Source organism: Ruegeria sp. BC6 (genome assembly GCF_056539185.1).
Map to the genome: position 1 here is coordinate 1 of NZ_JBQFUM010000005.1, position 24,562 is coordinate 24,562.

The 24,562-nt window shown below is 59.7% G+C and carries 29 protein-coding genes and 1 tRNA gene; 16 read left to right on the forward strand and 14 right to left on the reverse strand.

What is annotated here, in order from left to right:
* Positions 1-499 precede the first annotated feature (499 nt).
* Positions 500-1,882: a D-alanyl-D-alanine carboxypeptidase family protein gene (locus tag ACR0MM_RS14410; protein ID WP_170452418.1), complete on the reverse strand. Its 1,383-nt coding sequence runs from the start codon at positions 1,880-1,882 to the stop codon at positions 500-502.
* A gap of 297 nt (positions 1,883-2,179) precedes the next feature.
* Positions 2,180-2,881 carry an HAD family hydrolase gene (locus ACR0MM_RS14415; RefSeq protein WP_480696944.1) on the reverse strand — a complete coding sequence of 234 codons (702 nt, stop codon included), beginning with the start codon at positions 2,879-2,881 and terminating at the stop codon, positions 2,180-2,182.
* A 92-nt stretch (positions 2,882-2,973) separates the two neighbouring features.
* Between ACR0MM_RS14415 and clpS the strand changes: the two genes are divergently transcribed.
* Genes clpS through hemF form a run of 4 tightly spaced genes read left to right on the forward strand, consistent with a single transcriptional unit; the run spans position 2,974 to position 6,051 of the window.
* A complete protein-coding gene (gene clpS / locus ACR0MM_RS14420) occupies positions 2,974-3,315 on the forward strand; it encodes an ATP-dependent Clp protease adapter ClpS (RefSeq protein WP_093963054.1) in 342 nt (113 codons plus the stop codon).
* Positions 3,316-3,354: 39 nt separating this feature from the next.
* On the forward strand, positions 3,355-4,320 hold the full coding sequence (locus ACR0MM_RS14425; RefSeq protein WP_170360343.1) for a class I SAM-dependent methyltransferase: 966 nt from the start codon (positions 3,355-3,357) through the stop codon (positions 4,318-4,320).
* Between the two features lie 37 nt (positions 4,321-4,357).
* On the forward strand, positions 4,358-5,158 hold the full coding sequence (locus ACR0MM_RS14430) for an SDR family NAD(P)-dependent oxidoreductase (protein ID WP_170365224.1): 801 nt from the start codon (positions 4,358-4,360) through the stop codon (positions 5,156-5,158).
* A gap of 8 nt (positions 5,159-5,166) precedes the next feature.
* Positions 5,167-6,051 carry an oxygen-dependent coproporphyrinogen oxidase gene (gene hemF, locus ACR0MM_RS14435; RefSeq protein WP_480696946.1) on the forward strand — a complete coding sequence of 295 codons (885 nt, stop codon included), beginning with the start codon at positions 5,167-5,169 and terminating at the stop codon, positions 6,049-6,051.
* Between the two features lie 4 nt (positions 6,052-6,055).
* Here the strand turns inward: hemF and ACR0MM_RS14440 are convergent, their stop codons facing one another.
* The gene (locus ACR0MM_RS14440; protein ID WP_480696948.1) at positions 6,056-6,466 is read right to left on the reverse strand and encodes a hypothetical protein; all 411 of its coding nucleotides are present in this window, start codon (positions 6,464-6,466) and stop codon (positions 6,056-6,058) included.
* A gap of 193 nt (positions 6,467-6,659) precedes the next feature.
* On the opposite strand from ACR0MM_RS14440, the gene ACR0MM_RS14445 reads away from it, so the two are divergent.
* On the forward strand, positions 6,660-7,172 hold the full coding sequence (locus ACR0MM_RS14445; RefSeq protein WP_480696950.1) for a toxin-activating lysine-acyltransferase: 513 nt from the start codon (positions 6,660-6,662) through the stop codon (positions 7,170-7,172).
* Positions 7,173-7,181: 9 nt separating this feature from the next.
* Here ACR0MM_RS14445 and modC read toward each other — a convergent pair whose 3' ends face one another.
* From modC to modA, 3 genes are read right to left on the reverse strand one after another with little or no spacing between them, the layout of a single operon-like run.
* The gene (gene modC, locus ACR0MM_RS14450) at positions 7,182-8,279 is read right to left on the reverse strand and encodes a molybdenum ABC transporter ATP-binding protein (protein WP_480696952.1); all 1,098 of its coding nucleotides are present in this window, start codon (positions 8,277-8,279) and stop codon (positions 7,182-7,184) included.
* A complete protein-coding gene (gene modB / locus ACR0MM_RS14455; protein ID WP_093963061.1) occupies positions 8,276-8,968 on the reverse strand; it encodes a molybdate ABC transporter permease subunit in 693 nt (230 codons plus the stop codon). The genes modC and modB overlap by 4 nt, the downstream gene beginning before the upstream one ends.
* Before the next feature lie 4 nt (positions 8,969-8,972).
* Complete coding sequence (gene modA, locus ACR0MM_RS14460) at positions 8,973-9,749, reverse strand: molybdate ABC transporter substrate-binding protein (protein ID WP_480696954.1); 777 nt, start codon at positions 9,747-9,749, stop codon at positions 8,973-8,975.
* A 240-nt stretch (positions 9,750-9,989) separates the two neighbouring features.
* On the opposite strand from modA, the gene ACR0MM_RS14465 reads away from it, so the two are divergent.
* From ACR0MM_RS14465 to ACR0MM_RS14475, 3 genes are all read left to right on the forward strand, one after another.
* The gene (locus tag ACR0MM_RS14465) at positions 9,990-11,243 is read left to right on the forward strand and encodes an aminotransferase class V-fold PLP-dependent enzyme (RefSeq protein WP_480696956.1); all 1,254 of its coding nucleotides are present in this window, start codon (positions 9,990-9,992) and stop codon (positions 11,241-11,243) included.
* A 77-nt stretch (positions 11,244-11,320) separates the two neighbouring features.
* A tRNA-Val gene (locus tag ACR0MM_RS14470) sits at positions 11,321-11,396 on the forward strand.
* A gap of 158 nt (positions 11,397-11,554) precedes the next feature.
* Positions 11,555-12,307, forward strand: a complete 753-nt coding sequence (locus ACR0MM_RS14475) for an outer membrane protein (RefSeq protein ID WP_170372095.1) — start codon at positions 11,555-11,557, stop codon at positions 12,305-12,307.
* 135 nt (positions 12,308-12,442) lie between these two features.
* Here ACR0MM_RS14475 and ACR0MM_RS14480 read toward each other — a convergent pair whose 3' ends face one another.
* Positions 12,443-13,378, reverse strand: a complete 936-nt coding sequence (locus ACR0MM_RS14480) for a mechanosensitive ion channel family protein (protein WP_475142676.1) — start codon at positions 13,376-13,378, stop codon at positions 12,443-12,445.
* Between the two features lie 58 nt (positions 13,379-13,436).
* Positions 13,437-14,252 carry a response regulator gene (locus ACR0MM_RS14485; protein WP_170583075.1) on the reverse strand — a complete coding sequence of 272 codons (816 nt, stop codon included), beginning with the start codon at positions 14,250-14,252 and terminating at the stop codon, positions 13,437-13,439.
* A 57-nt stretch (positions 14,253-14,309) separates the two neighbouring features.
* On the opposite strand from ACR0MM_RS14485, the gene ACR0MM_RS14490 reads away from it, so the two are divergent.
* The 4 genes from ACR0MM_RS14490 to ACR0MM_RS14505 are packed head-to-tail and all read left to right on the forward strand — an operon-like array spanning position 14,310 to position 18,313.
* Positions 14,310-14,534 (forward strand): NepR family anti-sigma factor, encoded by a 225-nt coding sequence (locus ACR0MM_RS14490; protein WP_480696959.1) that lies wholly within the window; start codon positions 14,310-14,312, stop codon positions 14,532-14,534.
* Positions 14,527-15,072: an RNA polymerase sigma factor gene (locus ACR0MM_RS14495; protein WP_480696961.1), complete on the forward strand. Its 546-nt coding sequence runs from the start codon at positions 14,527-14,529 to the stop codon at positions 15,070-15,072. The genes ACR0MM_RS14490 and ACR0MM_RS14495 overlap by 8 nt, the downstream gene beginning before the upstream one ends.
* A 6-nt stretch (positions 15,073-15,078) precedes the next feature.
* A complete protein-coding gene (locus ACR0MM_RS14500; RefSeq protein ID WP_480696963.1) occupies positions 15,079-16,839 on the forward strand; it encodes a sensor histidine kinase in 1,761 nt (586 codons plus the stop codon).
* Positions 16,817-18,313 carry a phospholipase D family protein gene (locus ACR0MM_RS14505; RefSeq protein ID WP_480696965.1) on the forward strand — a complete coding sequence of 499 codons (1,497 nt, stop codon included), beginning with the start codon at positions 16,817-16,819 and terminating at the stop codon, positions 18,311-18,313. The genes ACR0MM_RS14500 and ACR0MM_RS14505 overlap by 23 nt, the downstream gene beginning before the upstream one ends.
* Positions 18,314-18,318: 5 nt before the next feature.
* On the opposite strand, the gene ACR0MM_RS14510 is transcribed toward ACR0MM_RS14505, so the two are convergent.
* From ACR0MM_RS14510 to ACR0MM_RS14525, 4 genes are read right to left on the reverse strand one after another with little or no spacing between them, the layout of a single operon-like run.
* Positions 18,319-19,311: an AI-2E family transporter gene (locus tag ACR0MM_RS14510; RefSeq protein WP_480696967.1), complete on the reverse strand. Its 993-nt coding sequence runs from the start codon at positions 19,309-19,311 to the stop codon at positions 18,319-18,321.
* 9 nt (positions 19,312-19,320) lie between these two features.
* Positions 19,321-20,082: a hypothetical protein gene (locus ACR0MM_RS14515; protein WP_480696969.1), complete on the reverse strand. Its 762-nt coding sequence runs from the start codon at positions 20,080-20,082 to the stop codon at positions 19,321-19,323.
* Complete coding sequence (locus ACR0MM_RS14520; protein WP_170460774.1) at positions 20,075-20,473, reverse strand: phage holin family protein; 399 nt, start codon at positions 20,471-20,473, stop codon at positions 20,075-20,077. The genes ACR0MM_RS14515 and ACR0MM_RS14520 overlap by 8 nt, the downstream gene beginning before the upstream one ends.
* The gene (locus ACR0MM_RS14525; protein WP_480696971.1) at positions 20,466-20,975 is read right to left on the reverse strand and encodes a hypothetical protein; all 510 of its coding nucleotides are present in this window, start codon (positions 20,973-20,975) and stop codon (positions 20,466-20,468) included. Before ACR0MM_RS14525 ends, ACR0MM_RS14520 begins: the two co-directional genes overlap by 8 nt.
* A 212-nt stretch (positions 20,976-21,187) precedes the next feature.
* Here ACR0MM_RS14525 and ACR0MM_RS14530 point away from each other — a divergent pair, with 212 nt between their 5' ends.
* The 3 genes from ACR0MM_RS14530 (at position 21,188) to ACR0MM_RS14540 (ending at position 22,822) form a co-directional block, all read left to right on the forward strand.
* On the forward strand, positions 21,188-21,385 hold the full coding sequence (locus ACR0MM_RS14530; RefSeq protein ID WP_170456361.1) for a CsbD family protein: 198 nt from the start codon (positions 21,188-21,190) through the stop codon (positions 21,383-21,385).
* Between the two features lie 92 nt (positions 21,386-21,477).
* Positions 21,478-22,098: a PRC-barrel domain-containing protein gene (locus ACR0MM_RS14535; RefSeq protein ID WP_480696973.1), complete on the forward strand. Its 621-nt coding sequence runs from the start codon at positions 21,478-21,480 to the stop codon at positions 22,096-22,098.
* A gap of 154 nt (positions 22,099-22,252) precedes the next feature.
* Positions 22,253-22,822 (forward strand): PRC-barrel domain-containing protein, encoded by a 570-nt coding sequence (locus ACR0MM_RS14540; protein ID WP_170456366.1) that lies wholly within the window; start codon positions 22,253-22,255, stop codon positions 22,820-22,822.
* 87 nt (positions 22,823-22,909) lie between these two features.
* Here the strand turns inward: ACR0MM_RS14540 and ACR0MM_RS14545 are convergent, their stop codons facing one another.
* The gene (locus ACR0MM_RS14545; RefSeq protein WP_480696975.1) at positions 22,910-23,659 is read right to left on the reverse strand and encodes a Crp/Fnr family transcriptional regulator; all 750 of its coding nucleotides are present in this window, start codon (positions 23,657-23,659) and stop codon (positions 22,910-22,912) included.
* A gap of 63 nt (positions 23,660-23,722) precedes the next feature.
* On the opposite strand from ACR0MM_RS14545, the gene ACR0MM_RS14550 reads away from it, so the two are divergent.
* Positions 23,723-24,121, forward strand: coding sequence for a hypothetical protein (locus ACR0MM_RS14550; RefSeq protein WP_170452354.1), 399 nt, complete (start codon positions 23,723-23,725; stop codon positions 24,119-24,121).
* Positions 24,122-24,216: 95 nt separating this feature from the next.
* Here ACR0MM_RS14550 and ACR0MM_RS14555 read toward each other — a convergent pair whose 3' ends face one another.
* Positions 24,217-24,408, reverse strand: a complete 192-nt coding sequence (locus ACR0MM_RS14555) for a PLD nuclease N-terminal domain-containing protein (protein ID WP_093961670.1) — start codon at positions 24,406-24,408, stop codon at positions 24,217-24,219.
* Positions 24,409-24,562 lie beyond the last annotated feature (154 nt).

Consider the following 24,562-nt stretch of genomic DNA (forward strand, 5'->3'; position numbering starts at 1 on the left):
GCCGTCACTCCGACCAACCAACACCGCCTCAGCAGCGCCGGTGAAGGGCGTTCTAAGGATAACTACAAATCACCGCAAGCAGAAAATGACAAACTGCCAAACTTTTTTGCTGATTTTATTTTTATCAATATTTGTCAGTAACTTAGATAACGATCACCTAGCTCCACCGTTGGGAATTTCACCCTCGGAGATCAAGCCCGACCCGCTGGATTCAAAGTCCGACCCCACGAGACCACTATATATAGCGAAAGCGCCCTGACACCACCACAAGAACACTCGACTCGCGCCCCGTGAATCGACTCACTCTGCGCCCGAATTGCGGCTCGGAACGCACAAGCGTTGAAGGGCCGAACACAGCGTTTTGCGCCACTCTGCTGCTTTTGGCGTCCACTGGGCAAGTGGCTTCCGACCGGACCGATGGACCGCCGCATTCAAGGCGTAAAAAAAGGCCGCGAAATCCATTCGCGGCCAGCAACGATCCAGGAGAGAGCGTCGGACCTTATGATGGCCCGATCATGAAACAGGTGACATTGCGTGCCTTCAGGCGGCGACAGGCCAGATCCGCCTGCTCGCGGGTCATGCCCTGGAAGGTCGCGTCGAACCCGCGCGAACTCTGGTTCACTTTGCGCAAAGTGCCTTCCAGTGTCGTCATCTCCGACAAAGCCGTTTTCAGCAAAACCTTCTCGGCCTCGTAGCGGGTGGTGTAGCGCCCGACATTGACGCCCCAAAGATGCCCGCCCGACGTGGACAGACGGGTAACGACCTCCTGCTCGGGCTCGGCCACGACTTCTGCGGGCTCGGTCGATGCAAGCACAAGGTTCTCGGGGCGCAGGGCCGGGCGCGTGTCGGCATTCTCGACCGGAGGCGCCGTCGGCGCGATATCCGCTGCGGCGATCGCAGCGGCGATGCCGTCTTGAATACGTGCACCGTTCTTGGCTGCGGTTTCAGCCACGGCGCCGGCAACCTGGATGGCCACCCCAGCCCCGGGTCGCATCACAGGTCGAAGGCTGCGCTGTGGCGCGCGGACAGCACTGGCCAATTGGGTGGCTCCACCCAGCCCGGTATTCCCGGCATATGCCGGACGGGCAGGTTTGCGGATCGGAGCGCGCGACGGGGCGCGCCGGAATCCCATGTCCAGTAGCTCGGCCACCTTGGCGTTGCGCGAAGTGCTGGATTTGCCACCGAACACGGTTGCGATGATCCGTTTGTCCCCACGCTTGGCCGAAGCAACAAGGTTGAAGCCCGCAGCGCGCGTGTACCCGGTTTTGATGCCGTCGGCGCCCCGGTAGGCTGCCAGCAGCCGCCGGTTGGTGTTCGGAACAGTCTTGATGCCCGCATGTGTCGATTGGCGTGAAAACAGGTTGTAATACTCAGGATAGTCATAAAGCAGGTGCCGACCCAGCGTGGTCATGTCACGCGCAGTCGAAAGATGGCCCGCTTCGGTCAGCCCGTGTGCGTTCTTGAAGGTTGTGCGGCTCATGCCCATGGCCTTGGCTGTGCGGGTCATACGGCGCGCAAAGGCGGCCTCGGATCCGCTGAGAGCGATGCCGATCGCGGTCGCGGCGTCATTGGCCGATTTCACAGCGGCCGCGCGGATGAGATAACGGAACGCGATGGTCTGGCCCGCCCGCAGGCCCAGCTTGGAGGGCGGCTCGGCCGCCGCGGCCTTGGTGATCCGCACCTGGGTGTCCAGCGTGATCTCACCGTTCCGCACCGCTTCGAAGGCGATATAGAGGGTCATCATCTTGGTGAGAGAAGCAGGGTGCAGCCTGGTATCGGCGTTGCGGGAATGCAGAACCTCACCGGTTCTGGCGTCAATGACCATTGCCGCATAAGGAGCCGCAAGCGCCTGAGTCGCCAGGACCAACGCCATCCATACCATTGTGACTACGAGCAAGCCCGCCCGCGCCGGAACTATCCGCCGAATCTGCACGATCTTTGCCTCTGTCTGCCTCGCGCCGCCGAGTTTTCCCGGTCAGCCTTTTTGATTATTTGGTCGAGGCTAACACACAGCACTGTTGAAATAAACCGAAAGCTGAAAAATCCGCGGCAGAGGCTCCGCTCGGTGGCGTCTAGATGTTGCGGCCCAACGGATGGCCGCCACCAAAACGGCGAAGATGTCAAAAAGTTGGCGCGACTTCGTCGTAAAAGTTTGAAACTGGGGCCAATCTGTCACAGGTCAGGAAATCTGCCGGACCAGATCAGGAAGATCTCCCAAATCGCGGATCTCCCGGAAACGGGGATGGCTTGTCGGGATCTCGGCCTGCTCGATCTCCCACACCAGACCGTGCGGTACGTGCACGCCCCAGCACCCCGCCTGGATCGGCGCGACCACATCCGACCGCATCGAATTGCCGACCATCATGGCACCGGCAGGTGACTGCCCCATCCGCCGAAAGACTTCGCTATAGGTGTCGGGCGTCTTTTCCGACACGATTTCGACCGCGTCGAACAGTTCACCCAATCCCGATTGGGCCAGTTTGCGCTCTTGATCAATGAGATCACCCTTGGTGATCAGAACAATGCGATGGGTGCCTGCGATTGTCTCGACCGTCTCCCGCGCGTGAGGCAACAGCTCGATCGGGTGGGACAGCATCTCCTGCCCGGCTTCGATCAGTTCGCGGATGACCCTGGCCGGGACTTTGTCTTCCGTCACCTCGATTGCGGTTTCGATCATCGACAGGACGAAACCTTTGATGCCATACCCATAGTGGCGGATGTTGCGCTTCTCGGCCGCCAACAACCGCTCCATCAGATGGTCACGGTCCGCATGATCCGCCAGTAGCGCAGAAAAATGCGCTTGGGTCAGCTGAAAGAAACGCTCGTTGTGCCACAAGGTGTCGTCAGCGTCGAAAGCGACGATGGTCAGGTTTTCATCCATTTCGAATCCGCCCGGTTGCTCTTTCCTCTGGGTGGGTCGACGTTATATAAGCCCTGAAACGACCCGAAGTGTGAATCGGAAAATCTCGCGACATGATTGAAGCCCGTTGGATGATGGCTGGCAAATCGGAAGACGATGGCGACACGTCAATCCTTGTTCAGACCAAGCCCAAGACCAAACGACCGCCCTTGTACAAGGTGCTGCTGTTGAACGACGACTACACGCCCATGGAATTCGTGGTTCATGTGCTCGAGCGGTTTTTCGGGATGTCCCATGCACAGGCTTTCGAGATCATGTTGACCGTGCACAAGAAAGGTGTGGCCGTGGTCGGTGTATTCAGCCACGAGATTGCCGAGACCAAGGTTGGGCAGGTGATGGATTTCGCTCGTCGGCACCAACACCCGCTTCAATGCACCATGGAGAGAGAGGAGTAGGGTCGCGACGCGCGCCTCTGCCCCCTTCAACCCGCTCTGATGTCCTTACGATTGTCTCTCGCCCTCGACTCGGGCCTGACCCTGTCGGAACCGATATCGGTCATTGGACCGACGCCGGATCATGACCTGTCGGCGCTGCCGAACGGTGTCGAGATTGTTCAACCTTTCAAACCATTCCACGACCATTTCCGGGACCGCGGCTTTGCAGCTGTGCCCGAAACCGACAGCGCCTGCGAAGACGTGGTTCTGTTTCTGCCCCGCGCCAAAGCGCAGGCACGCGCCATGATCCATCATGCGTGCAGCCGGGCCTCGGGAACGGTTGCCGTTGATGGTGCCAAGACAGATGGCGTGGACAGCTTGCTGAAGGACGTTCGCAAGCGGGTCGAGATCGAGGGCCCCATCGCCAAGGCGCATGGCAAGATCTTCTGGTTCAAGGCCGATCCCGACGCATTTGCAGACTGGGCCGCGTCCACAGGACAGATGGCGGATGGCTTCCAAACCGCGCCCGGGGTGTTTTCGGCCGACGGGGTCGATCCTGCTTCGGCACTGTTGCGCCAGACCCTTCCACCAAAGCTTGGACCTCGGGTCGCCGATCTGGGTGCCGGGTGGGGCTATTTGTCCTCCGGGCTGCTGCAGGATGACACTGTGCGCACGCTGCATCTCGTCGAAGCCGACCATACTGCCCTGACATGCGCCCGGACCAACGTGCCCGACCCAAGGGCACAGTTCCACTGGGCAGATGCGGTGACGTGGTCTGCGCCAGAACCCGTGGACACCGTTGTCATGAACCCGCCGTTTCACACGTCGCGCAGCGCCGATCCCGACCTGGGGCGTGGGTTCATCACCGCCGCCGCGCGCAACCTGTCCCGCTCGGGCCACTTGTGGATGGTCGCCAACCGCCATCTCCCCTATGAAACGACTTTGACTGACGCGTTTGCGCGGGTCGAGGAAATTGCAGGCGACAACCGGTTCAAGGTATTCCACGCCTCTCGCCCTCGGCGGTGAAGCCGATTAACCTGCGCCGCGACTCAGGAGGAAACACATGTCCTTTTCCATAGCCGGCAAGACCGCCATCGTTACCGGAGGCGCCAACGGCATCGGCCTTGCCATCGGCCGTCACTTTGCCGATGCGGGCGCCAACGTGATGTTCGCCGACATGGACGAGAAACGTCTGGCAGAAGAACTGGGCGAACAGGCCGACGACAGCAACGTCCGCTACTTCGCCGGTGATCTGCGCGAAAAGCTGACGATCGCCAACCTCCTTTCGGCCACTCTGGATGCATTCGATCAGGTCGATATTCTGGTCAACGGGGCCAGACAGGTCATCCCGACGGATCCGCTGGACCTGGAAGACGACTCGGTTCGCACCCTTCTGAACCAGAACCTGATGCCCGCCCTGCGGCTGAGCCAGCTTGTCGCCAAGCGGATGATCAAACAATCCGAGGATCAGGAAGACGGGCCGAATGGTTCGATCATCAACCTGTCCTCGATCGCCGGTCAGCGCGCGCATCCAGGCCTTTTGGCCTATTCGGTTTCCAGCGCCGCGCAGGACCAGTTGACCCGGTCCCTTGCAGTGGCTCTTGCGCCTCATCGGATCCGCGTGAACTCGATTGCGTTGGGGTCGGTCATGAGCGCGTCACTGCAGGCCACCCTGAAAGACAATCGGGACTATCGGCGGGACATTGAGGATCATACCCCACTGGCCCGCATTGCCGCCCCGGCCGAGCTGGCCGAAACGGCGCAATACCTTGCCTCGGACGCGGCTGCGTTCATTACCGGGCAAGTCCTCACAATCGACGGTGGACGGACCCTTCTGGACCCGGTTGCCGCCCCCGCGCATTGAGCCTGACGATGTTTGAAACGGAAAAATCCACCGCCTCGACCTGGTTTCGCCAGTTGCGCGACGAAATCGTCGCGGCCTTCGAGGCTTTGGAAGACAGCCACCAGGTGGGGCCGTTTTCCGATGCCCCCGCCGGACGGTTCGAGGTCAAGGAGACCCGACGCCAGTCCGAGGACGGCTCGGACGCGGGTGGTGGGCTGATGTCGGTCATGCGCGGTGGCCGCGTGTTCGAGAAGGTCGGCGTCAATGTATCGACCGTCTACGGCACGCTCGGCGAACGGGCACAACAGGCAATGGCCGCGCGCAAGGGTATCCCCGGGATGACAGACGACCCGCGGTTCTGGGCCTCGGGCATCAGCCTTGTGGCGCATATGCAAAACCCGCACGCACCGGCCGTTCACATGAACACCCGCATGTTCTGGACCCCGCACGCTTGGTGGTTCGGCGGTGGATCAGACCTGAACCCCTGCATCGAATATGCCGAGGACACGGCCCATTTCCACGCCACGCAAAAAGCGCATCTAGACCCGCACGGGCCGGGTCACTATCCGCGGCTCAAAGAATGGGCAGACGAGTATTTCTACATTCCGCACCGCAAGCGTGCGCGTGGGGTGGGCGGCATTTTCATGGACGACTACTGCACCGGCGACTGGCAGGCGGATTTTGCGCTGACACAGGACATTGGCCGCGCTTTCCTGCCGGCCTTTCTGCCGCTGGTCAAAAAGCGGCGGACCCAACCCTTTACCGAGGCAGACAAAAACACCCAGCTGGTGCACCGCGGGCTCTATACCGAATACAATCTGGTCTATGACCGGGGCACGAAATTCGGCCTGGAAACCGGGCATGACCCCGACGCCGTGCTGATGAGCCTGCCCCCACTGGCCAAGTGGGTCTGAGACGTCAGAACCCGAAATCCATGAAGTTGTCGTAGCAGTAGTTCTGCGCGGAGGACGCTGACATGTTCTCGCCCACCCGCTTGACGGTAATTGAATAGCCGGGGGTGGTATCCACGCCCGGCGGCGGCTTCAACGAGAATTGCACAGTTCGTACACCCGGCTCGTACGCCCTCCAGATGTAGATCCGTTGCGAACCGGGGACACCCAACTGCCGAATGGCGAAATCGCCGATACCGCACCAGTAGTTGACAGGGGCTGACGACCCGATTGCCTTGACCTCATACACACCGTCTCCGACGGGTCTTATCTCGGTGCGGTAGGTCGGGCGGACGCCGATGCCGAACCCGACAGCTTGTGCGGCGATCGGAGCCAACAGAGTTGCAGACAGAACCAGGGCTGAAATCAAATGCTTCATCAAAACTATCCGCCAAAAAAACCGGGTTGCTCCAATCATAGGCCGCATGTCCATTGAGTAAAGCCAAACCCGGTTACCTTTGGGAACAGGCCACGCCCACAAGCCCGCTCAGCTGCAGAGGCGACAGAAAACGAATACCATTTCAAGACTTTGCCCGATATACTGCCGATGTCCCAAGGGGTTGAGGTCAGGTTTGAGCAGAAAATTTCCAAAGGACTGGTTTGATATCTCTCCCGAGAAATACGCAGACTTCGGCGCGCTCTTCTACCTTGCCGGACTGACCAAAATCCACCAGCAGCGCAGCCTCGCCCAGGTTCTGTACGCGTTCGAAACGCCTTTGCGGCTGGGGCAGTATCACATCTTTCGCCAAAACGGATTCCCGCGCGGGTTCGTGACCTTTGCCGGGCTCAGCCCTGAAGCGGAATACCGATATGCGGTGCAGGAAAAGCCGTTGATGGATACTGATTTCACCAGCGGTTCATCTTTCTGGATCGTCGACTTGGTCGCACCTTTCGGACAGACCAACCAGATGGTCGAGATTCTGAAACGCGAGATTCCGCACCCGAGGGTGCGCACGAACCGCATGGACAGCGACATGACCCGAAATCGGATCGTCGAATGGACCCGGGATGAGGCCGGCAAGGTCCACATGAAGCTGTACCGGAAAAAAGAGTTCTCACAGCTTCTGAAAGAACAGGGTGGCTGACCCTGCCACCTAAGACTTGGCGACCCGCCCGCCGACATCCTGCGGTGCCAGCGCTACGGTCTTGACGACCGCGTGGCACGGTTTGCCGGGCTGCAACGCCAAGGCATCGACCGACCGGCGCGTCACACGGGCCAGCAGGGTGCCCGCCGGTGTTCGGACCGATACGATCGCTCCCGGACCTTCACCCGCGCGCACGGTCTCGACGGTGCCCTGCAGGACGTTCAGCGCCGACAGGCCTTCGGGCTTTCGGTCCGACAGTATGACTTCCTGGGCGGGGATGCGGATCCGAAGCGCATCACCAACCGAATGCGGGATGCGCGGCAGGAACAGTCGGACACCGTTTGCCGCCAGTTCCGTCAGGCCGTCTTCGTGATGCGCGGCCACAGTGACCTCAAGCACCGCACCCACAGCCCGCACACCTGTCGGGGCAACCGAGGGATCCGCCAGCACTTCGGAGGCCGGTCCCTGCCGCAGCACCTTGCCGTCCTGCAACGCTACGACCGAGGTAGCAAGGCGGGCAACTTCGGCCGCAGAATGCGTGACATAGAGGATCGGCACTGAGACCTCGTCCCTCAATCGCTCGAAATAGGGCAGGATCTCGGCCTTTCGGGCTTCGTCCAGCGCAGCGAGAGGTTCATCGGCCAGGATCAACCGCGGACTTGCCAGCAGAGCACGGCCAATGGCGACACGCTGCTTTTCACCGCCTGACAGGTGGGCGGGGCGACGGTCCAGCAGGTGGCCGATGCCCAGCATCTCTATCACGTGATCGGGGTTTTCACGGCGCGCGTCCCGGGGAGCAAACCACCGGCCGTACGACAGGTTTTGGCGCACGGTCAGGTGCGGGAACAAGCGGCCTTCCTGAAAGATATACCCCAGCCGGCGGCGATGCGGCGGCAGCCATTGGCCTTGCTCGGTATCGAACAGCACCCAATCATCCACCGCGACCCGCCCGGCTTGAGGGCGCAGCAAACCGGCCACGGCATCCACGATGGTGGTTTTGCCAGACCCCGATCGTCCGAACAGCACCGTCACACCCCGCGGCGCCTGGAACAGGATGTCCAGGTCAATGCCCGGCAGGCGGTGTCTTATCTTCACGGACAGGCTCATGTTCCGGCCACCCGGGCCGCTGCGCGACGCCCCACATATTCCGAAAGAAGCAGCGCCCCCATGGCGATGACGATCGAGATAATGACCAGCCGCATCGCGGCGCTCTCGCCGCCCGGCACCTGAAGGAAAGCATAAACCGCCGACGGCAGGGTCTGGGTCTGGCCGGGAATGTTCGACACGAAGGTGATCGTGGCTCCGAACTCGCCCATCGCCTTTGCGAAGGCAAGGATTGCCCCTGCGATGATCCCCGGCAAGATCATAGGCAAAGTCACAGTGACAAAGACAAAAGGTTGCGATGCCCCAAGCGTCGCTCCGGCCTGCTCCAGTTTTGGATCAACCGCCTCGATCGACAGGCGGATTGCCCGAACCATCAGCGGAAATGCCATGATCCCGGCGGCCAGTGCGGCTCCGGTCCAGCGGAAGGCCACAACGACGCCCAGATCAGCCAACACCCGACCAACCGGGGCTTGTACGTTGAAGGTCAGCAACAACAGATAACCGGTCACGACCGGCGGCAGGATAAGCGGCAGATGCACCAGACCGTTCAGCACGTGTCGGCCGGGAAACCTCCAGCGGGCCAGTGCGTAGGCCACGAATATCCCGAGTGGCAGCGAAACGATCGTCGCCCAGAAAGAGACACGCAGTGACAGTCGCAACGCTTCGATCTCGGCGGGGCCCAACCAACCCATGGCGCTATCCGTGCGGCAGGGTGAAACCCTGCGCCTTGAATATGCCGGTCGCCGGTTCGCTCTGCAGGTAGTCGAGGAAGACCTGCGCCTCAGGCCGTGCGGTCGCGGTCAGGGCTGCGGGATAGACGATCACCGGGTGCGTGCCTTCAGGGAAGACTCCGACCACATCCACCCGAGCCTCGGCCTGCGCATCGGATCGGTAGACAACACCCATTGGTGCCGCGCCGCTTGCGACAAGCGCCAAGGCCGCGCGCACGTTGTCGGCCTGAGCCACTTGATCCTGAACATCGTCCCACAGGCCCAGGGCAGTCAACGCGGCCTTGCCGTAGATTCCGGCGGGAACCGCATCAACGAGGGCCATCGCCAGATAGCCGCCTTTCAATTGGCCTCTCAGATCGAAGTCCGGCGTAAGCGTCTGTTCGCTGGGCTGCCCTGCGCGAGCAATCAGCACCAGCCCGTTGCCCACAAGATCGACCCGCGACGCCGGGTCGATATCTCCGTTCCTCTCAAGAACATCCATCCATGCGGTATTGGCCGAGATAAACAGATCGGCCGGCGCGCCCAGCTGAATCTGCCGGGCCAAAACGGAAGAGGCTGCGAAGGAAACCGTAACCTGTTGACCCGTCGCGGCCTCGAATTCCGGAGCGATTTGGTCCAGCGCGGTTTTGAGGCTGGCCGCTGCGAACACCAGGACCTCAGCCGCCGCAACCCGAAGCGGGGCAACCAACGCGCCGCAAAGAGCGGCAACCGCAACAAGACGGCGGCATGTGTCGAACTGCATCCCCGGCTCTCCTGTTCGGACGGTCGCACTGCTTTTGGCATATCGGAGGCAGCGGGCCGCAGGCAAGGTGTATTCCCGCCGGCGTGCCATGCAGAGTCCGGAATCAATTGGTCTTTCCGGCGTCGAAAGAGTAAGCCCGGAGAAAAAGGCGGCATCCCAAACCCGCAATCTGTCGCAAACGAAATTGATGTCGCGCACTCGCAAGACGAGTCTGGGCACGAACCAAACAGGACGTACACCATGCTGCACCAAACCCCGGGATTGATCGACACCGTTCGCGCGCGGTTTGCCCATGTGGACAACTGCCCCTTTCAGGGTCCCCGCATCTTTTTCGAGAATGCCGGCGGCGCACTGACCTTGAACTCGGTGGTCGAAACCTCGGCCCGTTTTGCGGCCATCCCGGACAATCAGGGGCGGGACAACCCCGCCAGTCACGCGTTGGTCGACATCATCAGCCGTGCCAAGGCAGATCTTGCCGTGTTTATGAATGCGCCTTCGGGGCAGTTCTTCGTGGGTGAAAGCGGAACCGAGCTGCTGTTCCGCATGATCCGCACGGCCTGCGTGAATGCGCCAAAAGGGGCAAAGGTGATCGGCAGCTCGATCGAACATCCCGCCAGCCGCAGCGCCGCGCGCCGCTGGGCGGGCCTTGCCGGATTGGACTATGTGAACGTGCCGCATAACGACGCGACAGGTTTGGTTACTGCCGCAGATTATTCGGCCCACATGACACCGGACGTCGCGGTCGCCACGATCCTGCACGCTTCGCCGGTGACGGGAATGGGAATGGACGTGGCTGAAATCTCGCGCGCGATCCGGGCGGTGTCGCCGGATTGTTTCATCATTGTCGATGGCATCCAGCACGCAGCACACGGACAGTTGGATATCGACAGCTATGAAGTCGATGGATATGCGATTTCACCCTACAAAGTGTTTTCCCGGCATGGCTACGGCATTGCCTGGATCTCCGACCGGCTGACCGCCCTGCCCCATGACCAACTGATTGACGCGCCCGCTGATGGTTGGGAATTCGGCACGCGCGATACCGGCGCCTACGCCACGATGTCCGACGTGGTTGCCTATTTCGACTGGCTGGGCGGTCAGGTGTCGGATGCCCCTGATCAACGCACCAGAATCGAGGCCGCCGGCCAGGCGATTCATGCCTATGAGACCCATCTGACCAACGCGATGATCAACGGCGTCGGCAACCTGCCCGGCCTGCGCGATATGGATCACGTCACGATTCTGGCCGGAGCAGACAACCCCGCCCGAGAAGGACTGGTGTCGATCGTGGTCCGCGACATGCCCTCGACCGACGTAGTCTCGCGCCTGAACGCGCAGGGTATCCGAACCCACACCCGCAAGGCCGACCATTACAGCGGGAACGTGCTGAACCCGTTGGGCTTGTCCGATTGTATCCGGATTTCGTTGTGCCACTACAACACCGAGCACGAAGTTGCGCAGCTGCTGACGGCATTGAAAGACATGAATCCCTGAGACACACGGCCACCGGCGCAGAAATTCTGAAAGACCCTCTTGCGCCGGCCCACCAGCTTGGCTAAATCCCCCCTCACGGGTGATTAGCTCAGTTGGTAGAGCGCTTCGTTTACACCGAAGATGTCGGGAGTTCGAGTCTCTCATCACCCACCATCCCAACCTCTTCTCCGTCTTCAGTATTTGCGCGGATGTGACCTGCCAATTCCTGGCGCGTCGCCCCGACCCATGCACAAATCAAAATACTATTTTGGTTTGCGGGCAGCCTCCTTTACTGTGGGTCAAAGCCAAAATGGGCTCACCGGAGGGACATCATGAAGACGGTACGGATCGCGAAACCCCTGATGCTTGGCCTGTCGCTGGCGATTTCAGCAGCGACCTCGGCACTATCTCAGCAGTCCGACTGGTCCTATTCGGCCACGATCTACCTGTTCACCCCTGAAACCGAAGTGTCGCTGGACACACCGGCAGGAACCTTGGATGGCACGCTCAGCTTCTCTGACGCGCTGGAGAACCTCGACCTTGCTTTCATGGGCACGTTTACCGCGTCGAACGGCCGTTGGTCGTTCCTTGCGGACTACAACTATACAAACCTGTCCTTCTCGAACGAGACTCCGGGACCGGCAAGTTCGGGTCTGGACACATCGTTCAAAACCCAATTCCTGAGCGGGTATGTCGGCTACCGTGTCCATGAAACGCCGACAGCCAGCGTCGATCTGGCTGGCGGGTTTAGATGGTTCAGCACTGAAACAAAGTTCAACCTGTTGCCCGGAACAGCGCCCGGCAATCAGACGTCGGTCGACAGCAGCTGGACCGATCCGGTGATCGGCGTCCGTGCCCGGGTCGCGTTTTCGGACAAATGGTCGGGAACCGGGTTCCTGGATTATGGCGGGTTCCGCAGCGACAGCGAAACCTGGCAGATCCTGCTGACCGCGGACTATGCGATCAACGACCGCTGGCTGCTACGCGGCGGGTACCGCTACATTTCCTTTGATCACGACATCAATGGCAATGACTTCAGCTTCCACCAATCCGGCCCGGTCATTGGCGCAACCTACCGATTCTAGGGCATTTGCCGCCCGCTAGGTGACGCTCGACATGCAAAGCCCGTCCTGCGACGCATAAATCCTGTCTTTCGGCACCCCGATGTCGTTCGTTTTTTTTGAGTTGTGGCTTCGGACCTCTAGGTTCAACAGTCAAGGTTACTCTGCCGCGATCGCCTTCTCTTGCCGTCTCTCGACGTCTTCGATCAGCAGCGTGCGGGTCGGAAACGGGATATTGATATCGGCTTCGTCCAGCGCTTCTTTGACTTTGCGCTTCATGTCTGCCTGGTACTGGAAGTAGTCCGAAGACTTGCACCAAACGCGGACAAGAAAATCGACGCTGCTGCTGCCAAGATTGTTCACCTGGATGAACGGTTCGGGATCTGCCTGCGAACGGGCGTCCGACATGATCGTATCGCGAATGACACGCTCGGCCTCCGCCAGGTTGACGCCGTATCCAACGCCAAACGTCCATTCGGCACGACGGGTCTCATAGACGGAATAATTCTTGATGGTGTTTCCCCACACCTCGGCGTTCGGAACGATAACCTTGACGTTCCCCATATCCGCAATTTCAGTGTAGTTCAGGGTGATATCTTTTACAGTTCCGAGCACGCCGTTCACGTCGACGAAATCGCCGATCTTGAGCGGCCGGAACAGGATGATCATCACGCCGGCTGCGACGTTGGACAATGTGCCTTGCAGGGCAAGACCAATGGCCAAACCCGCGGCACCGATCAGCGCGATGATCGACGTCGTCTGCACCCCGAACGTGTTCAGAATGAACAGCCCCGTAAACGCCAGGATCGTATAGCGCGCCAGATTGCCAAGAAAGTTGAACAGCGTATCGTCCAGGCGTTCCGAGTTTTCACCGACGCCCCGGATCTTCCGGCTGACATATCTTGAAATCACAAGCCCAAGCACCAACAGGATCAGCGCGGCGATCGTGTTCGCGACGAGGCCAAGAAGGGCCTCAAGCGTCAACAGGTCGCTCAGCGATTTCCCGTCATACAGCTCGGTATTCAGAACTTGCGACAGTTCGGCCCAAACGGTGTTCGTCACGGTCTCTGCGGTCTGTGCAATCTCGTTTTCCATGGTGTTCCTCGTGTTTCATCGCCTGAATTTTCGTATCTTGCAGCGCGGCCCTGCCGCGTCAGACCTCGATCACGGCGCTAGAGGCAAAGAACATGGCCTGGCTGACGGCCGATTTGACCTGTTCTTCGGTGTAGGGTTTGGAAATCAGAAAGGCCGGTTCGGGGCCTTTGCCCGTCAGAAGGCGCTCGGGGAAGGCGGTGATGAAAATGACGGGGCAATCGCCGTGCTGGGCAATGATGCGGTTCACCGCATCGATTCCGCTGGATTTGTCCGCCAGTTGGATGTCCGACAGGATCAGGTCGAACGGCTCGCGCTCGGCCAGGTCAATGGCGGCCGTCTCGGTGCGTGCGACCCCAGTGACCCGGTGGCCCAGGTCGGTCACCATCGTTTCAAGATCCATCGCGATGATTGCTTCGTCTTCGATGATCAATATCCGGCCGGATGTGTGGCGGGCCATTTCCTCGTAAGCGATTTCGATCAGCTTCTGAGCCTCGGCGGGTTCTATCTGCATGATTGCGGCGATATCGCTGACCGAGAACTCTTCGACCGTGCGCAGCAGCAAGGCCTCGCGCGTGTTCGGCGTCAGGCGTGCCAACTGGGCGTGAGCGCGCGTTTGGATGTCAGAGCTGTGGCCATCTGCGTCAACTGGCATTCCCGACGTTGACCAGATACCGTGAAAAACACGAAACAACGCGACCCGCGGCGTGAGATCGGCATCGAACTGGGCGGGATCTGCAAGGATCGCCTCAAGCGATGCAGCGGCGTACGCGTCGCCACTGTCCTGTGAGCCGGTGAGGGCACGGGCATAACGGCGCAGAAACGGCAAGAGCGGGCCAATTTGATCTGCGACGGAAACTCCGGTCAGCTCAGTCATCTATGTTTTCCTCATTTTTTTCTCTAAACTCGGGAACCAAACGCATACTGGGGCGTTATGGTTCCAGCAAAAGTAAAAATTTTTGATGATGCCATGACAAAACCACAGCCAAGCCGAAGCCATCGGCAAGAAATAGAGCAAAGGATCGACGAGAACCTCAAGCGGGCTTTCGATGAGGTTGCCAACGAACCGGTTCCGGACCGGTTCGTCGATCTTCTTGAAAAACTGCGCAATCAGACCAGTGTCTCCAAAAGCGGTGAGACGGGAGGCTCGGATGGTTGATCCGCGAGAAGAGCTTGTCGAACATATTGGTGCGATGCGTGCCTTTGCGATCAGCCTGTGCCGAAACGGCGCCACTGCCGATGACATCGTGCAGGACGCATTGATCAAGGCTTGGAGCAATATCGACTCGTTCCAGGAAGGCACCAACATGCGGGCCTGGCTGTTCACCATTGTCCGGAACACCTATTTTTCCCTGCACCGCAAACGCAAGCGCGAGGTCGAGGATGTCGATGGTGCCATGGCCGAGGGCCTGTCGCAGAAGCCCGACCATGACGGACGTTTGGCCTTGAAGGATTTTGCGGTTGCTTTTGAGCAGTTGACGGATGAGCAGCGCGAAGCGTTGGTGCTGGTCGGTGCACAAGGGTTTTCCTATGAGGAATCGGCCGAGATGTGCGGTGTCGCCCTTGGAACGATCAAAAGCCGGGTGAACCGGGCCCGCGCGCAACTGGCCGAACTGATGGGTTTGGAAGATGACGAACCCATCGAATTGACCGATGCGGTAACGGCGGCAATCGTTCAGACGCAACCGGCGGCCTGACGATCGATGGATGCGAAGCCGCGCAGCCTGACCGTTTATCTTGCAGCGCTGGTCACTCTGGCACTTCTGCCTTTGGGGCTGATTGCGGTATTGCAGACACGCGCTGTTATTACCGAGGCCGACGAAAGATCGCGGGCCTCGGTGCTGGCGCGCACGATTGAGGCGGCCAGCCGGGAACGGGAGCTTTTGCAAAAAGCCGTTGGTGCAAGTTCGGGACTCACAGCAGCGCTTGCCGAGGGAGGCTTGGACAATGCTGCTTGTTCGGACCTCATGCGCCGGTTCGTCGAACGCCAGCCCGAGTTCGTATTTGCCGGATTTATTCAGCCAAACGGGGTCATGGCCTGCTCGACCGTCGAGCGAGCCATCGATTTGTCGGACGCGCCCGGTTTCGGGCAGATCTCGGAAAATCCGCAGCTTACGTTTTCTGTCAATCGTGCCGGCGCGGCGACCGGGCAATCGGTGATCATCGTGACCCAGCCGGTCCTTAACAGGACCGAACTTGTGGGGTTCGTTTCCATCTCGATACCGCATGCGTTGGCGCGGACGCCCTTGGATGTTGGCAACATTGACAGCGACGTCGTCATCGCCCTTTTCGACGCGACCGGAGAAGTGCTGTCGTCAAATGTCGGCCTGGACGCGGTCCAGCAATTCCTGCCGCCCGTGCAGGAAAATCTGTTGGTTCTGTCCAGTTCCGGCAAGACCTTTTCCGCCAAGACGGTCGGAGGCGAGGATCGGGTTTTTGCAGTTGCCACCATCATTCCGGGCGAAGTTGCCGTAATCGGCAGTTGGCCGCGCGAGGCGGCTCTGGCCTCTGTTGGTGCAGGCAGTACGGCCCTGACCATTGCGTTTCCCATCCTGATGTGGGTTACCGGACTGGGAGTTGCCCTGTGGGGCCTGCATCGAATGGTGATCCGGCATCTCGACAGCTTGCGTTCCGCCGTTCGTCGCTTTGCCTTGGGCGAGCGCGACCCGATTGAAAGCCTTGCGGGCGCGCCGCAGGAGTTTCAGCAAATCCAGACTGCATTCAACCGCATGGTCTTGTTGATCCGCGAGGCTGAGGCACAGCACGAACGGGATCTTGTCGAAAAAACGCTGTTGTTGCGCGAGGTTCACCATCGTGTCAAAAACAACCTGCAACTGATCGCTTCGATCATGAACATGCATTTGCGCAAGGCTGAAACCCCCGAGGCCCGGCGCTTGCTGGAACAGTTGCAGCGTCGGGTTCGCGGCCTGGCCATGGTGCACCAGACCCTGAACCAGAACTCGCAGATGACGACGATCAACACCGAGGCTCTCATCGGGCATTTGGTGGCCGAACTGGCGCATCGACCGCCAATTCTGGGTCAGGTGGTCGAGGTCGACTGCCGGATCGCGCCGGTCGAACTGGGGCAGGATCAGGCCGTCACGATGTCGATGCTGGTGGCCGAGGCGCTGACGAACGCGGTCAAATACGTAGGCGTACCGCAGGACGGACCGCCTAAAATTTCGGTGGAATTGACCCGCCCCGAGGAGAGCACCCTGCATCTGAAAATCTCCAACACGCGCGGGCAGACGGACGACGGTGCGGATCTGTTCCACAGCGGCGGGATCGGTCAACGGCTGATGCAGGCCTTCCTCCGCCAATTGGACGGTTCCGAAACCATAACCGAGACGTCATCGCATTATGTGTATGAGGTGACGTTCGATATCGCCGAAGTAGAAGGCGATAGCGAACCACAGACCATTGCGGATGAGAGAGGCGGTGATGCCCGTGCCGCAGCAGAATGACTTGGAAGTCCTGATCACGGCCGAGCAAGCCTGGCCCGCCTTGGAAAAAGCGGTTCTGAAGGCCCGGCACCAGATCAAGGCAAGTTTTCGGATATTCGATTTCATGACACGGCTGCGCAGCGATGAGGCGCGCCGGATCGGCGATACCTGGTTTGATCTGATCGAGCATGTCATCCGCAAGGGTGTCTCGTTTCATTTGGTCATCAGCGATTTCGATCCGATCTTTGCGACCGAGTTGCACGAACTGAGCTGGCGCACCAAACGGCAGGCGGTTGCGCTTGCGGAAATCCTTGGACCTGAACTGGCCGCGCGCTTGAGCGTTCGCGTGTCCATGCACCCCGCGCAGGCCGGCGCATTGCCTTGGGCCACGCTGTTACCCGCGGTTTTGCGAAAAAAGGCGCAGCGGATGCAGGAGGTGTCCCGCGAACGACGCGAACGGCAGGCGGTACGGCTGGGGTCGGACACGCTGCCCCGGCTTCACACCGTGTCGCACCATCAGAAAGTCGCCGTGATCGACAATGAGGTCTGCTACCTCGGCGGATTGGACTTGAACGAAAGGCGCTTTGACACACCGGATCACGACCGTCTGGCCAAAAACACATGGTCAGACGTTCAATTGCTGGTCCGCGGACCCGAGGCCGCCGAGGCCGCGCGCCATATCGACCGGTTCGAACATGAAATCGCAACCGGAAAACCGGACCCGCAGGCGACACACTTGCGCCGCACCCTGTCCAGCCCGCGCCGGTTTGCGTTCTGGCGGCTGTCGCCAAAGACCATTGCGCATGAGATCGAGGATGAGCACATCGCCGCCTTTCAAGCCGCGCGGCAACTTCTGCACATCGAGACCCAGTATTTCAGATCAACCCGACTGGCCGAGGCCTTGGCTGAGGCGGGCCATTCCAAGCAGGATCTGAAACTGGTGCTTGTTCTGCCAGCCTTGCCCGAGGAAGTGGCCTTTAGCGGCCATGACGGATTGGACGCGCAGTACGGGTTGGACCTGCAGGCCAAATGTCTGGAGATCATCCAGCAGGGGTTCCAAGACCGGGTTTCGGTGTCGACCCCGGTCCAACCGATTTCGGCCAGTGGGGCTGATGCCAGCGCTGAAGTTCTGAGCGGGTCTCCGATCATTCACGTTCACAACAAAGTTCTGGTGGTGGATGACAGCCATGCCTTGGTCGGGTCCGCCAACCTGAACGGACGGTCTTTGCGGTGGGACACAGAGGTCGCCCTTCGGATCACCGATCGGGAGCGGGTCGCGATTCTGCGGCAGGCCTTGGTGGACCATTGGTGGTTCTCGGACGATCTGCGCAGACAGATCGAGCCCGATGCCATGTTCGCGTGGTGGAAGCGAGAGGTTCGCGCCAACGGCGTGCGGCGTCCCGAAGCGCGCAGCGGCTTTCTGGTCCCGCATGACGCAGACGTTGCGCGCGATATGCGGCAACCTCTTCCGGGGGTAACTGAAAACATCGTCTAGGTGGTCTAGACCGGGCTCATGACCTTGGGGTGCATCAAAACACCGAACCACAGCAGGATCGGCAGCGCGACGATGGCGCCGACCGGTCCCCACAGCCAAAGCCCAAAGATGATGGCGATGAATACGACCAGCGGGTTCACCTGCAGACGTTGGCCGACGAAGGCGGGTGTTACGAATTGTGCCTCGGACAGATTGATCGCCAGGAAAATCAGGGGGGGCAACAGGGCCGCGGCTCCGCCGAACTGGGTTAAGCCGGCGATCAGAAGGCCGGTCAGTATCATCAGCGGGCCGAGATACAGCACAAAGTTCAGAAGGCCGGCGGCCACCCCCCAGATCACGGCGTCATTTATGCCGATCAGCCCCAAGGCCACAGCCGTTACCGTCCCGAGGCCGATATTGACCAACGTCACGGCAGCGAAATAGCGATAGACCGCGCGGTCGGCCAGATACAGCCGCTCCGTCAACGGGCCGGCTGCGGCATAGAGCTCGGGTCGGGTCAAAACGAAAAAGAACAGAGTACCGATGAAAATCAGGATCTTTGATCCGAAATTGGGCGCTAGCCACAAAGCATCCATTACAGACGGAAGGGCGGACTCCGTTTCCGCTGCCCCATCGGCGCCGACGGTTTCCTCGATCTCGCGTCCAAGCGTTTCGATACCCCGAATGAACTCGGACATCGCGGCGACCCAAGAGCGCAACTCGCGTTTGATGGCAGGCAACTGTTCGACCAGCGTAGACAGTAATGGTTCAAGCAGAAGGAATGCCGCGACGATGACGGTGCTGGTCACGAACAGCAGTGCCGAGGCGGATATCACACGCGGGCAACCGACCTTCTCAAGCTTGTCCGCAAGCGGGGCAACCACGACCCCCAAAACCAAAGCGAAGGTGATCGGCGCAACGATCGACCGGGCCAGGTACAAAGCGGTGATGATGGCAATCCCGGTCAGGATCGCCAGCATCGCACGCAGGGCCGATGGAGAGCTGAAAGCAGTTGGCATGGGTGCGCTTCACTGACTGCGCAAAGCGTCAGAGGCCCGATCAGCCGCCTCATCCAGCCGTGCGTTGGCCGCGGCATGCAGTTTGTCCAGTTCTTCGTTCAAAACCCGTTGGGCCTGTCGCATCAGCTGATCGCGCCGATGGCCCAGCAACTCGTCCTCTTTGCGGGTGTTGGGCAGCAGAGCGCCAGCCAGAATTCCTACGCCCAGCGCTAATGCTCCGGCCGCCAGCGGCTGATCATGAACGAAGGTTTGCGAGGCCTTCGCCGCCTTCCGCGCACGTTTCTCGACCGCTTGCTGCGCACCGATTGCGGCCTTGCGCGCCTCGATCACACGGGCACGGGCTTGGGGCGAGAGCTTGTCCAGACCACGATCCAAGGCGGCGGACAGCACGCTGGCAGATTGGCTGTGCTCAGTCATTCCGGTCATCTCCTTTTTCATGCGGCTATCAGCGTTGGCGACACGCCGATCAAACCCGTCGAAGGCCTGCTGCGGGGGTACGGCCTGGGGCGGGGATTGGGTGCTTTTTGCGCCGGACCCGGGACCCGCAACCAAAAGGGCTGCTCCTGCACCGAACAGAGCAAAAGCGGCCGGGTTTTTTCGAGCCGCGGACCAGAGCTGCGCACCGATCTGCCCGCCATAGGCTTCGAGTGTCGATTTCGCCTCGTCGGCCAAGCGCTGTGGCGCCAGCGTATCCGACAGAGCGTTCAGCGAGCGCGCAAGGGCGCTGCGTTCATATGCGATCTGCGTCTCAAGGGGTGTCAGGTCAGACATGGGTCGACTCCTTCATCGCTTCGATGTCGCGCTGCAGGTTTTTCATGGCTTGCTCGGGAACCAAGGCGGCGGCGGACATACGGGACCGACCCAAAAGCGCCAGGCACGCAGCAGCCAACGCCAAGCCCGCGCCAACAAGCAACGAGGCCATACCCACAGACAATCCATTGGCGGCGATATACGCAACCAAGGCTGTGGCCATGAGGTTCAGCGCGATCATCAACAGGATCAGAGCAATGCCAATGCAGGCCAGCCCTACGCCCGCTCGCGTCAGGTTTCGGGACAACTCCTCCTTGGCTAGCTTCACTTCAGCCTGAAGCAAACCCGACAGATGTTTGAGCGCGTTTGCCAAAAGCCCCGGTGCCGATCGCAGATCGTTGGGGTTATGCATCGCGGCCACCATTCATCCGCGCCAGCGCGCTGGTGTGGCCCGACGTATCGACCGAGGTCCCATGCAGCGGCGAGGGATCAATATCCCAAGGATCTGCGCCAAAAGATGCGGATTGAGCGGCGCCCGTGTTACGCGCGCTCAGAAAACGGGCTGCGGCAAACCCAGCCAAGGCAGCCGATCCGACGAACAACAGCGGGTTTTCCCGGGCGAAATCAGATACCTTTCGGCTCATACTGGCCAAATCGGCAGAGCGCACTTGCCCAGCCACTGCCTCCATGTTGTCGGCAATCCTCGACAGGACCTGATGCTGCACAGATTGGTCGGGAAATGCATCGGCAGCTGCGTCAGCTGCATGAGCGGCACTCTCAGCCTCCTGCGCTGCGCTGTCTTTCAGGGCTTCGGCCCGGGCCGAGACCTCGGCGGTCACGGTGTCCTTGACCTTGCCGGCCAGATCCTGGGCATGGGCTTTTGCTTTCTCCGTGGTCTCGGTTCGACGTGGCATGGTTCGATCTCCTGTGTTGAGGTCTCAAGCCCCCAACGCATAGCTAGCGAGATTGTTCCCAAGACCACTTCGGACGCCACTGAGGACCCAGTTCGGATACCGTCAGATCGCCCTTGCACGTTGTCAGTTTCAGAAAAAACGCCGCCGACCGGAACCAGTTCGCGTTTGGCGCGTTTCACTGACAGCGACGAAGCAATCGAAAGGAAATTATCATGAACTGGGACCAAATTCTTGGACGCTGGACCGAATTCAAAGGCAAGCTGATCGAGCGTTTCGGCGATTTGACTGATGATGAACTCGAACAAGCGCGCGGCGATCGCGAGCAACTGGAAGGCATCATCCAAAAGAAATACGGAGACTCGAAAGAGGACGTTCGGGAAATCGTGGATCGCCTGATGAAGGAAATGTAGCCCAAAGGTGGATGCGCACATCGCGTGGGGTGGCGTCAAACCAATGGCGCCGCACACTCCCAGGATAGACACCAAAGGCAATCATCGAGACTATGAAACTGTCTGACCTCATCAACACGCCCGTAGTCCCAGCCGGAACCGGCCACGCAATTGGTCGTGTTTCCGATATCGCCATCCGCGCTGGGCAAACCGAGTTGGAGTACGCCTTGGTCAATCTGAGCGTGACCGGGGGGAGTGACCCGGTGGCGTTCACGGCCGATACGCTCGATCTTGGCGCAAGCGAGATAGAGTGCGCGTTCTCCCAACAACAATTGGATCACCTTCGTCAGCGCAAAGAAGACGAAAATCCCCTTGCAGTGGACATCGAAGGTCTGCCGCCCCTGGTCGTAGGGCCTTTCGGAAACGCGATTGCACCGGTTGTGATGGGGGCGGTCCTGAATGACGCCCTCCGCCAAAGCCCCCAACCCACGCCACCCGGTAGCAACTTCCGATGGTTTACGAAGTTGCAGGGCAACCCAGTGTTTGACTCGACTGGTGAGTTGGGCAGATTCAAGGATATTGAGTTCGACCCTGACACCAAGGCTCTGCGGTTTCTCTTGATCGACGGGCGACCAGATATCCTGAGTTTTCCATTCGCCGAGTTACGCAATATTCCCGACGACGAACACTACATGGTTCTGTCCAGATCTTCCGATCCGCTGCACCCGGTCTGAGTATCTGGACACGGCTTGTCAAACCGCGCAGATGCGCGGTTTTTTCTTTTTAAAACAAATATTTTTGCATTCTTTTGGGAACAAGTTGCGGCGTCATTCGTTTGTTCAACAAGACCGCGGGAAATGCGGTCAGAACAGACCAAAGGAGTGAGCTATGAAACGTTTTCTGACCACAACTTCGATCGTTCTGGTGATGTCGGCATCGGCCTATGCAGAAAGCTCGAATGTCGAAGAAGTCGGCAAGAACCTGGAAGAGGCAGCCGAGGCAGCCGGTGATGCGCTGTCCAATACCGCGCAGGATATCAAGAACGCTGCGCAGAACACGGCGGAAGACGTCGACCAGGCAGCCGAAGCAACCGGTGAGTACATCAACGAAAAAGCCGGACAGATGGCTGATGCGGTTGATCCAACCACCATCGACATCGAGGGTTATGTCCCCGTTGCCCAAGGCACGATCCCGGCCGAAGACCTGACCGGCATGCGCGTCTATGACGTCTCGCAAGAGTGGATCGGCGAGATCGAAGAGGTCGTGGTAGACATGGACGGATCGGTCGATGGTGCCGTGATCGGCGTCGGCGGGTTCCTCGGCTTGGGGGAAAAGGATGTTCTGATCGATTTCTCGCGCGTGTCGCTGATGCGTGAAGTCGATGGTGATACCACCTATGCCTTCGTTCACGCTGACAAGGAGATGCTGAAGGATATGCCGGCCTACGAAGGGTCGTAAAACGGCTCCTCGGTCGCAAAGCATGTGATCAAGCCGCCGGCCGATTTTTCGGTCGGCGGTTCTTTAATTCCTGTCCATCCACCACGTTTAGATCAGCGGGCGCGGAACGGGTTCGGTGATTTCGACCAAGCCAAGCTCGGCCAGACCCTCAAGATCGTTGATCTGCAGCACATTGTTGGACCACTCGGCCAGACCGAGATCCTTCAGCCGGCGCAGGGTCTTGTTCGTGTGAACCAGCGACAAGCCCAACGCATCCGCAAGATCCTGCTGCCGGTAGGGCAGCGGACACCGCAAGCCTTTGGCCAATCCGACGGCCTGCGACCTTGTGTAGAAGCGGTGCAGGCTCCACGCGATCTTCTCGATCGCGCCGCGCTGGCCGACGGTTGTCAGGGCGTCGCCCAGGAAATGCTCTTCGACGGCTGCCAGGAATGTCAGGTCAAAGGCCCGATCAGGCTGGTTCTGATACAACTCGAACAGCCGCGAGCGATTGAACACGCACAGCCGCATCGCGGTTGTCGCTTCGACGGAGTGCCGCATCTCGCCCATGACCCCAGCCTGCAACCCGACCAGATCGCCGGGAAGCACAAAGCCGATGACCTGCCTACGACCGTTTTCCAGCGTTTTGTAACGAACGCCCATCCCGCTCAGAACCGTGAACAGATGCGCGGATTTCGCACCCTCGATGAACAGCTGTGTTCCGGGTTCGGCCTGCATCTCGCCGGTTTTGAACCCCTGCATGAACCGCAGGTCGTCTTCCGAGAACGGCAGGAAGACATCCATCTGCCTCAGCGGACAGTCCGCACATGCGATCAGAGAAATTTTTCGTTGCTGTGTCATAGTTTATTGCGGCGCTGCGGGATTGCCCTACGGTGGCATCGAACAGATTTCAGGATGGTATTTATGGAAGCCTCTTCCCGCAGCGTAGCAGATGTTTTAATTGTTACGGAAAACTTTATCGAAGCAGCGGACATCAGTGACGCCATCCCCGGAGTTTCGCCCGATCGCATTGTCCATATCCGCGAGCTGCACGCGGGCGGGCATTTCTGGCAGGACCCCGAATTCGCCCCGGCCCTGAGCGTTCTGAGCTATCGCAGAAGTGAGACGTCATTTGACGCCGTCGCGCGGCTGTTGGTTGAACGCGGCAGTGCACTGTTGCTGCTGGACCCGTCCCCCGAGGTGCAAGCGCAATTTGAATGCGCGGCTCTGATACGGCCTTTCACGGCCGCAGATCTTGCACGCAAGATCGCATCCATCGATTTCAGTGGGAACGGCTTGAAGGTCGGTTCAGATCCTGGGTGAGTCGGCGCAGGGCGCATTGTGCCCCCAATATCCTTGAACGAAAAAAGCGCGGCCGATGCCGCGCTTTGTTTTTGTACTGACAATTTCCGAACTGATCAGATCGCGCTGCGCGCGGCCTTCGGGCCAAAGATCAGCCAGCAGATGAATCCGATGACCGGAAGCAACAGAACGAAAAGGACCCACAGGATTTTCGCACCGGTCGTCGCAGACGAACCGATGATCGAGATTATGGCCCAGATCGACAAAACCAGGACGATCAGACCGCCAATGCCATATACTTCCACCATACCGAAGTTCCTTTCGAATTACGTGTCGTTGTTCCTACGAGGAAACAACGCGATAGGTAGCCGAAAGTTCCCGACAAAGATCTGGGCGTGATCCCAGTTCTTTCAGAAGGTTTGAGGAACTTTGTACCTGACGGAACCAAAACGACCGGCAGAA

What these genes read in the sequence shown, in the direction of transcription:
- ACR0MM_RS14410 (WP_170452418.1), bottom strand. Translation starts at nt 1,882, where the DNA reads ATGGTATGGATGGCGTTGGTCCTGGCGACTCAGGCGCTTGCGGCTCCT.
- ACR0MM_RS14415 (WP_480696944.1), bottom strand. Translation starts at nt 2,881, where the DNA reads ATGGATGAAAACCTGACCATCGTCGCTTTCGACGCTGACGACACCTTG.
- clpS (WP_093963054.1), top strand. Translation starts at nt 2,974, where the DNA reads ATGATTGAAGCCCGTTGGATGATGGCTGGCAAATCGGAAGACGATGGC.
- ACR0MM_RS14425 (WP_170360343.1), top strand. Translation starts at nt 3,355, where the DNA reads ATGTCCTTACGATTGTCTCTCGCCCTCGACTCGGGCCTGACCCTGTCG.
- ACR0MM_RS14430 (WP_170365224.1), top strand. Translation starts at nt 4,358, where the DNA reads ATGTCCTTTTCCATAGCCGGCAAGACCGCCATCGTTACCGGAGGCGCC.
- hemF (WP_480696946.1), top strand. Translation starts at nt 5,167, where the DNA reads ATGTTTGAAACGGAAAAATCCACCGCCTCGACCTGGTTTCGCCAGTTG.
- ACR0MM_RS14440 (WP_480696948.1), bottom strand. Translation starts at nt 6,466, where the DNA reads ATGAAGCATTTGATTTCAGCCCTGGTTCTGTCTGCAACTCTGTTGGCT.
- modC (WP_480696952.1), bottom strand. Translation starts at nt 8,279, where the DNA reads ATGAGCCTGTCCGTGAAGATAAGACACCGCCTGCCGGGCATTGACCTG.
- modB (WP_093963061.1), bottom strand. Translation starts at nt 8,968, where the DNA reads ATGGGTTGGTTGGGCCCCGCCGAGATCGAAGCGTTGCGACTGTCACTG.
- modA (WP_480696954.1), bottom strand. Translation starts at nt 9,749, where the DNA reads ATGCAGTTCGACACATGCCGCCGTCTTGTTGCGGTTGCCGCTCTTTGC.
- ACR0MM_RS14465 (WP_480696956.1), top strand. Translation starts at nt 9,990, where the DNA reads ATGCTGCACCAAACCCCGGGATTGATCGACACCGTTCGCGCGCGGTTT.
- ACR0MM_RS14475 (WP_170372095.1), top strand. Translation starts at nt 11,555, where the DNA reads ATGAAGACGGTACGGATCGCGAAACCCCTGATGCTTGGCCTGTCGCTG.
- ACR0MM_RS14480 (WP_475142676.1), bottom strand. Translation starts at nt 13,378, where the DNA reads ATGGAAAACGAGATTGCACAGACCGCAGAGACCGTGACGAACACCGTT.
- ACR0MM_RS14485 (WP_170583075.1), bottom strand. Translation starts at nt 14,252, where the DNA reads ATGACTGAGCTGACCGGAGTTTCCGTCGCAGATCAAATTGGCCCGCTC.
- ACR0MM_RS14490 (WP_480696959.1), top strand. Translation starts at nt 14,310, where the DNA reads ATGGTTCCAGCAAAAGTAAAAATTTTTGATGATGCCATGACAAAACCA.
- ACR0MM_RS14495 (WP_480696961.1), top strand. Translation starts at nt 14,527, where the DNA reads ATGGTTGATCCGCGAGAAGAGCTTGTCGAACATATTGGTGCGATGCGT.
- ACR0MM_RS14500 (WP_480696963.1), top strand. Translation starts at nt 15,079, where the DNA reads ATGGATGCGAAGCCGCGCAGCCTGACCGTTTATCTTGCAGCGCTGGTC.
- ACR0MM_RS14505 (WP_480696965.1), top strand. Translation starts at nt 16,817, where the DNA reads ATGCCCGTGCCGCAGCAGAATGACTTGGAAGTCCTGATCACGGCCGAG.
- ACR0MM_RS14510 (WP_480696967.1), bottom strand. Translation starts at nt 19,311, where the DNA reads ATGCCAACTGCTTTCAGCTCTCCATCGGCCCTGCGTGCGATGCTGGCG.
- ACR0MM_RS14515 (WP_480696969.1), bottom strand. Translation starts at nt 20,082, where the DNA reads ATGTCTGACCTGACACCCCTTGAGACGCAGATCGCATATGAACGCAGC.
- ACR0MM_RS14520 (WP_170460774.1), bottom strand. Translation starts at nt 20,473, where the DNA reads ATGCATAACCCCAACGATCTGCGATCGGCACCGGGGCTTTTGGCAAAC.
- ACR0MM_RS14525 (WP_480696971.1), bottom strand. Translation starts at nt 20,975, where the DNA reads ATGCCACGTCGAACCGAGACCACGGAGAAAGCAAAAGCCCATGCCCAG.
- ACR0MM_RS14530 (WP_170456361.1), top strand. Translation starts at nt 21,188, where the DNA reads ATGAACTGGGACCAAATTCTTGGACGCTGGACCGAATTCAAAGGCAAG.
- ACR0MM_RS14535 (WP_480696973.1), top strand. Translation starts at nt 21,478, where the DNA reads ATGAAACTGTCTGACCTCATCAACACGCCCGTAGTCCCAGCCGGAACC.
- ACR0MM_RS14540 (WP_170456366.1), top strand. Translation starts at nt 22,253, where the DNA reads ATGAAACGTTTTCTGACCACAACTTCGATCGTTCTGGTGATGTCGGCA.
- ACR0MM_RS14545 (WP_480696975.1), bottom strand. Translation starts at nt 23,659, where the DNA reads ATGACACAGCAACGAAAAATTTCTCTGATCGCATGTGCGGACTGTCCG.
- ACR0MM_RS14550 (WP_170452354.1), top strand. Translation starts at nt 23,723, where the DNA reads ATGGAAGCCTCTTCCCGCAGCGTAGCAGATGTTTTAATTGTTACGGAA.
- ACR0MM_RS14555 (WP_093961670.1), bottom strand. Translation starts at nt 24,408, where the DNA reads ATGGTGGAAGTATATGGCATTGGCGGTCTGATCGTCCTGGTTTTGTCG.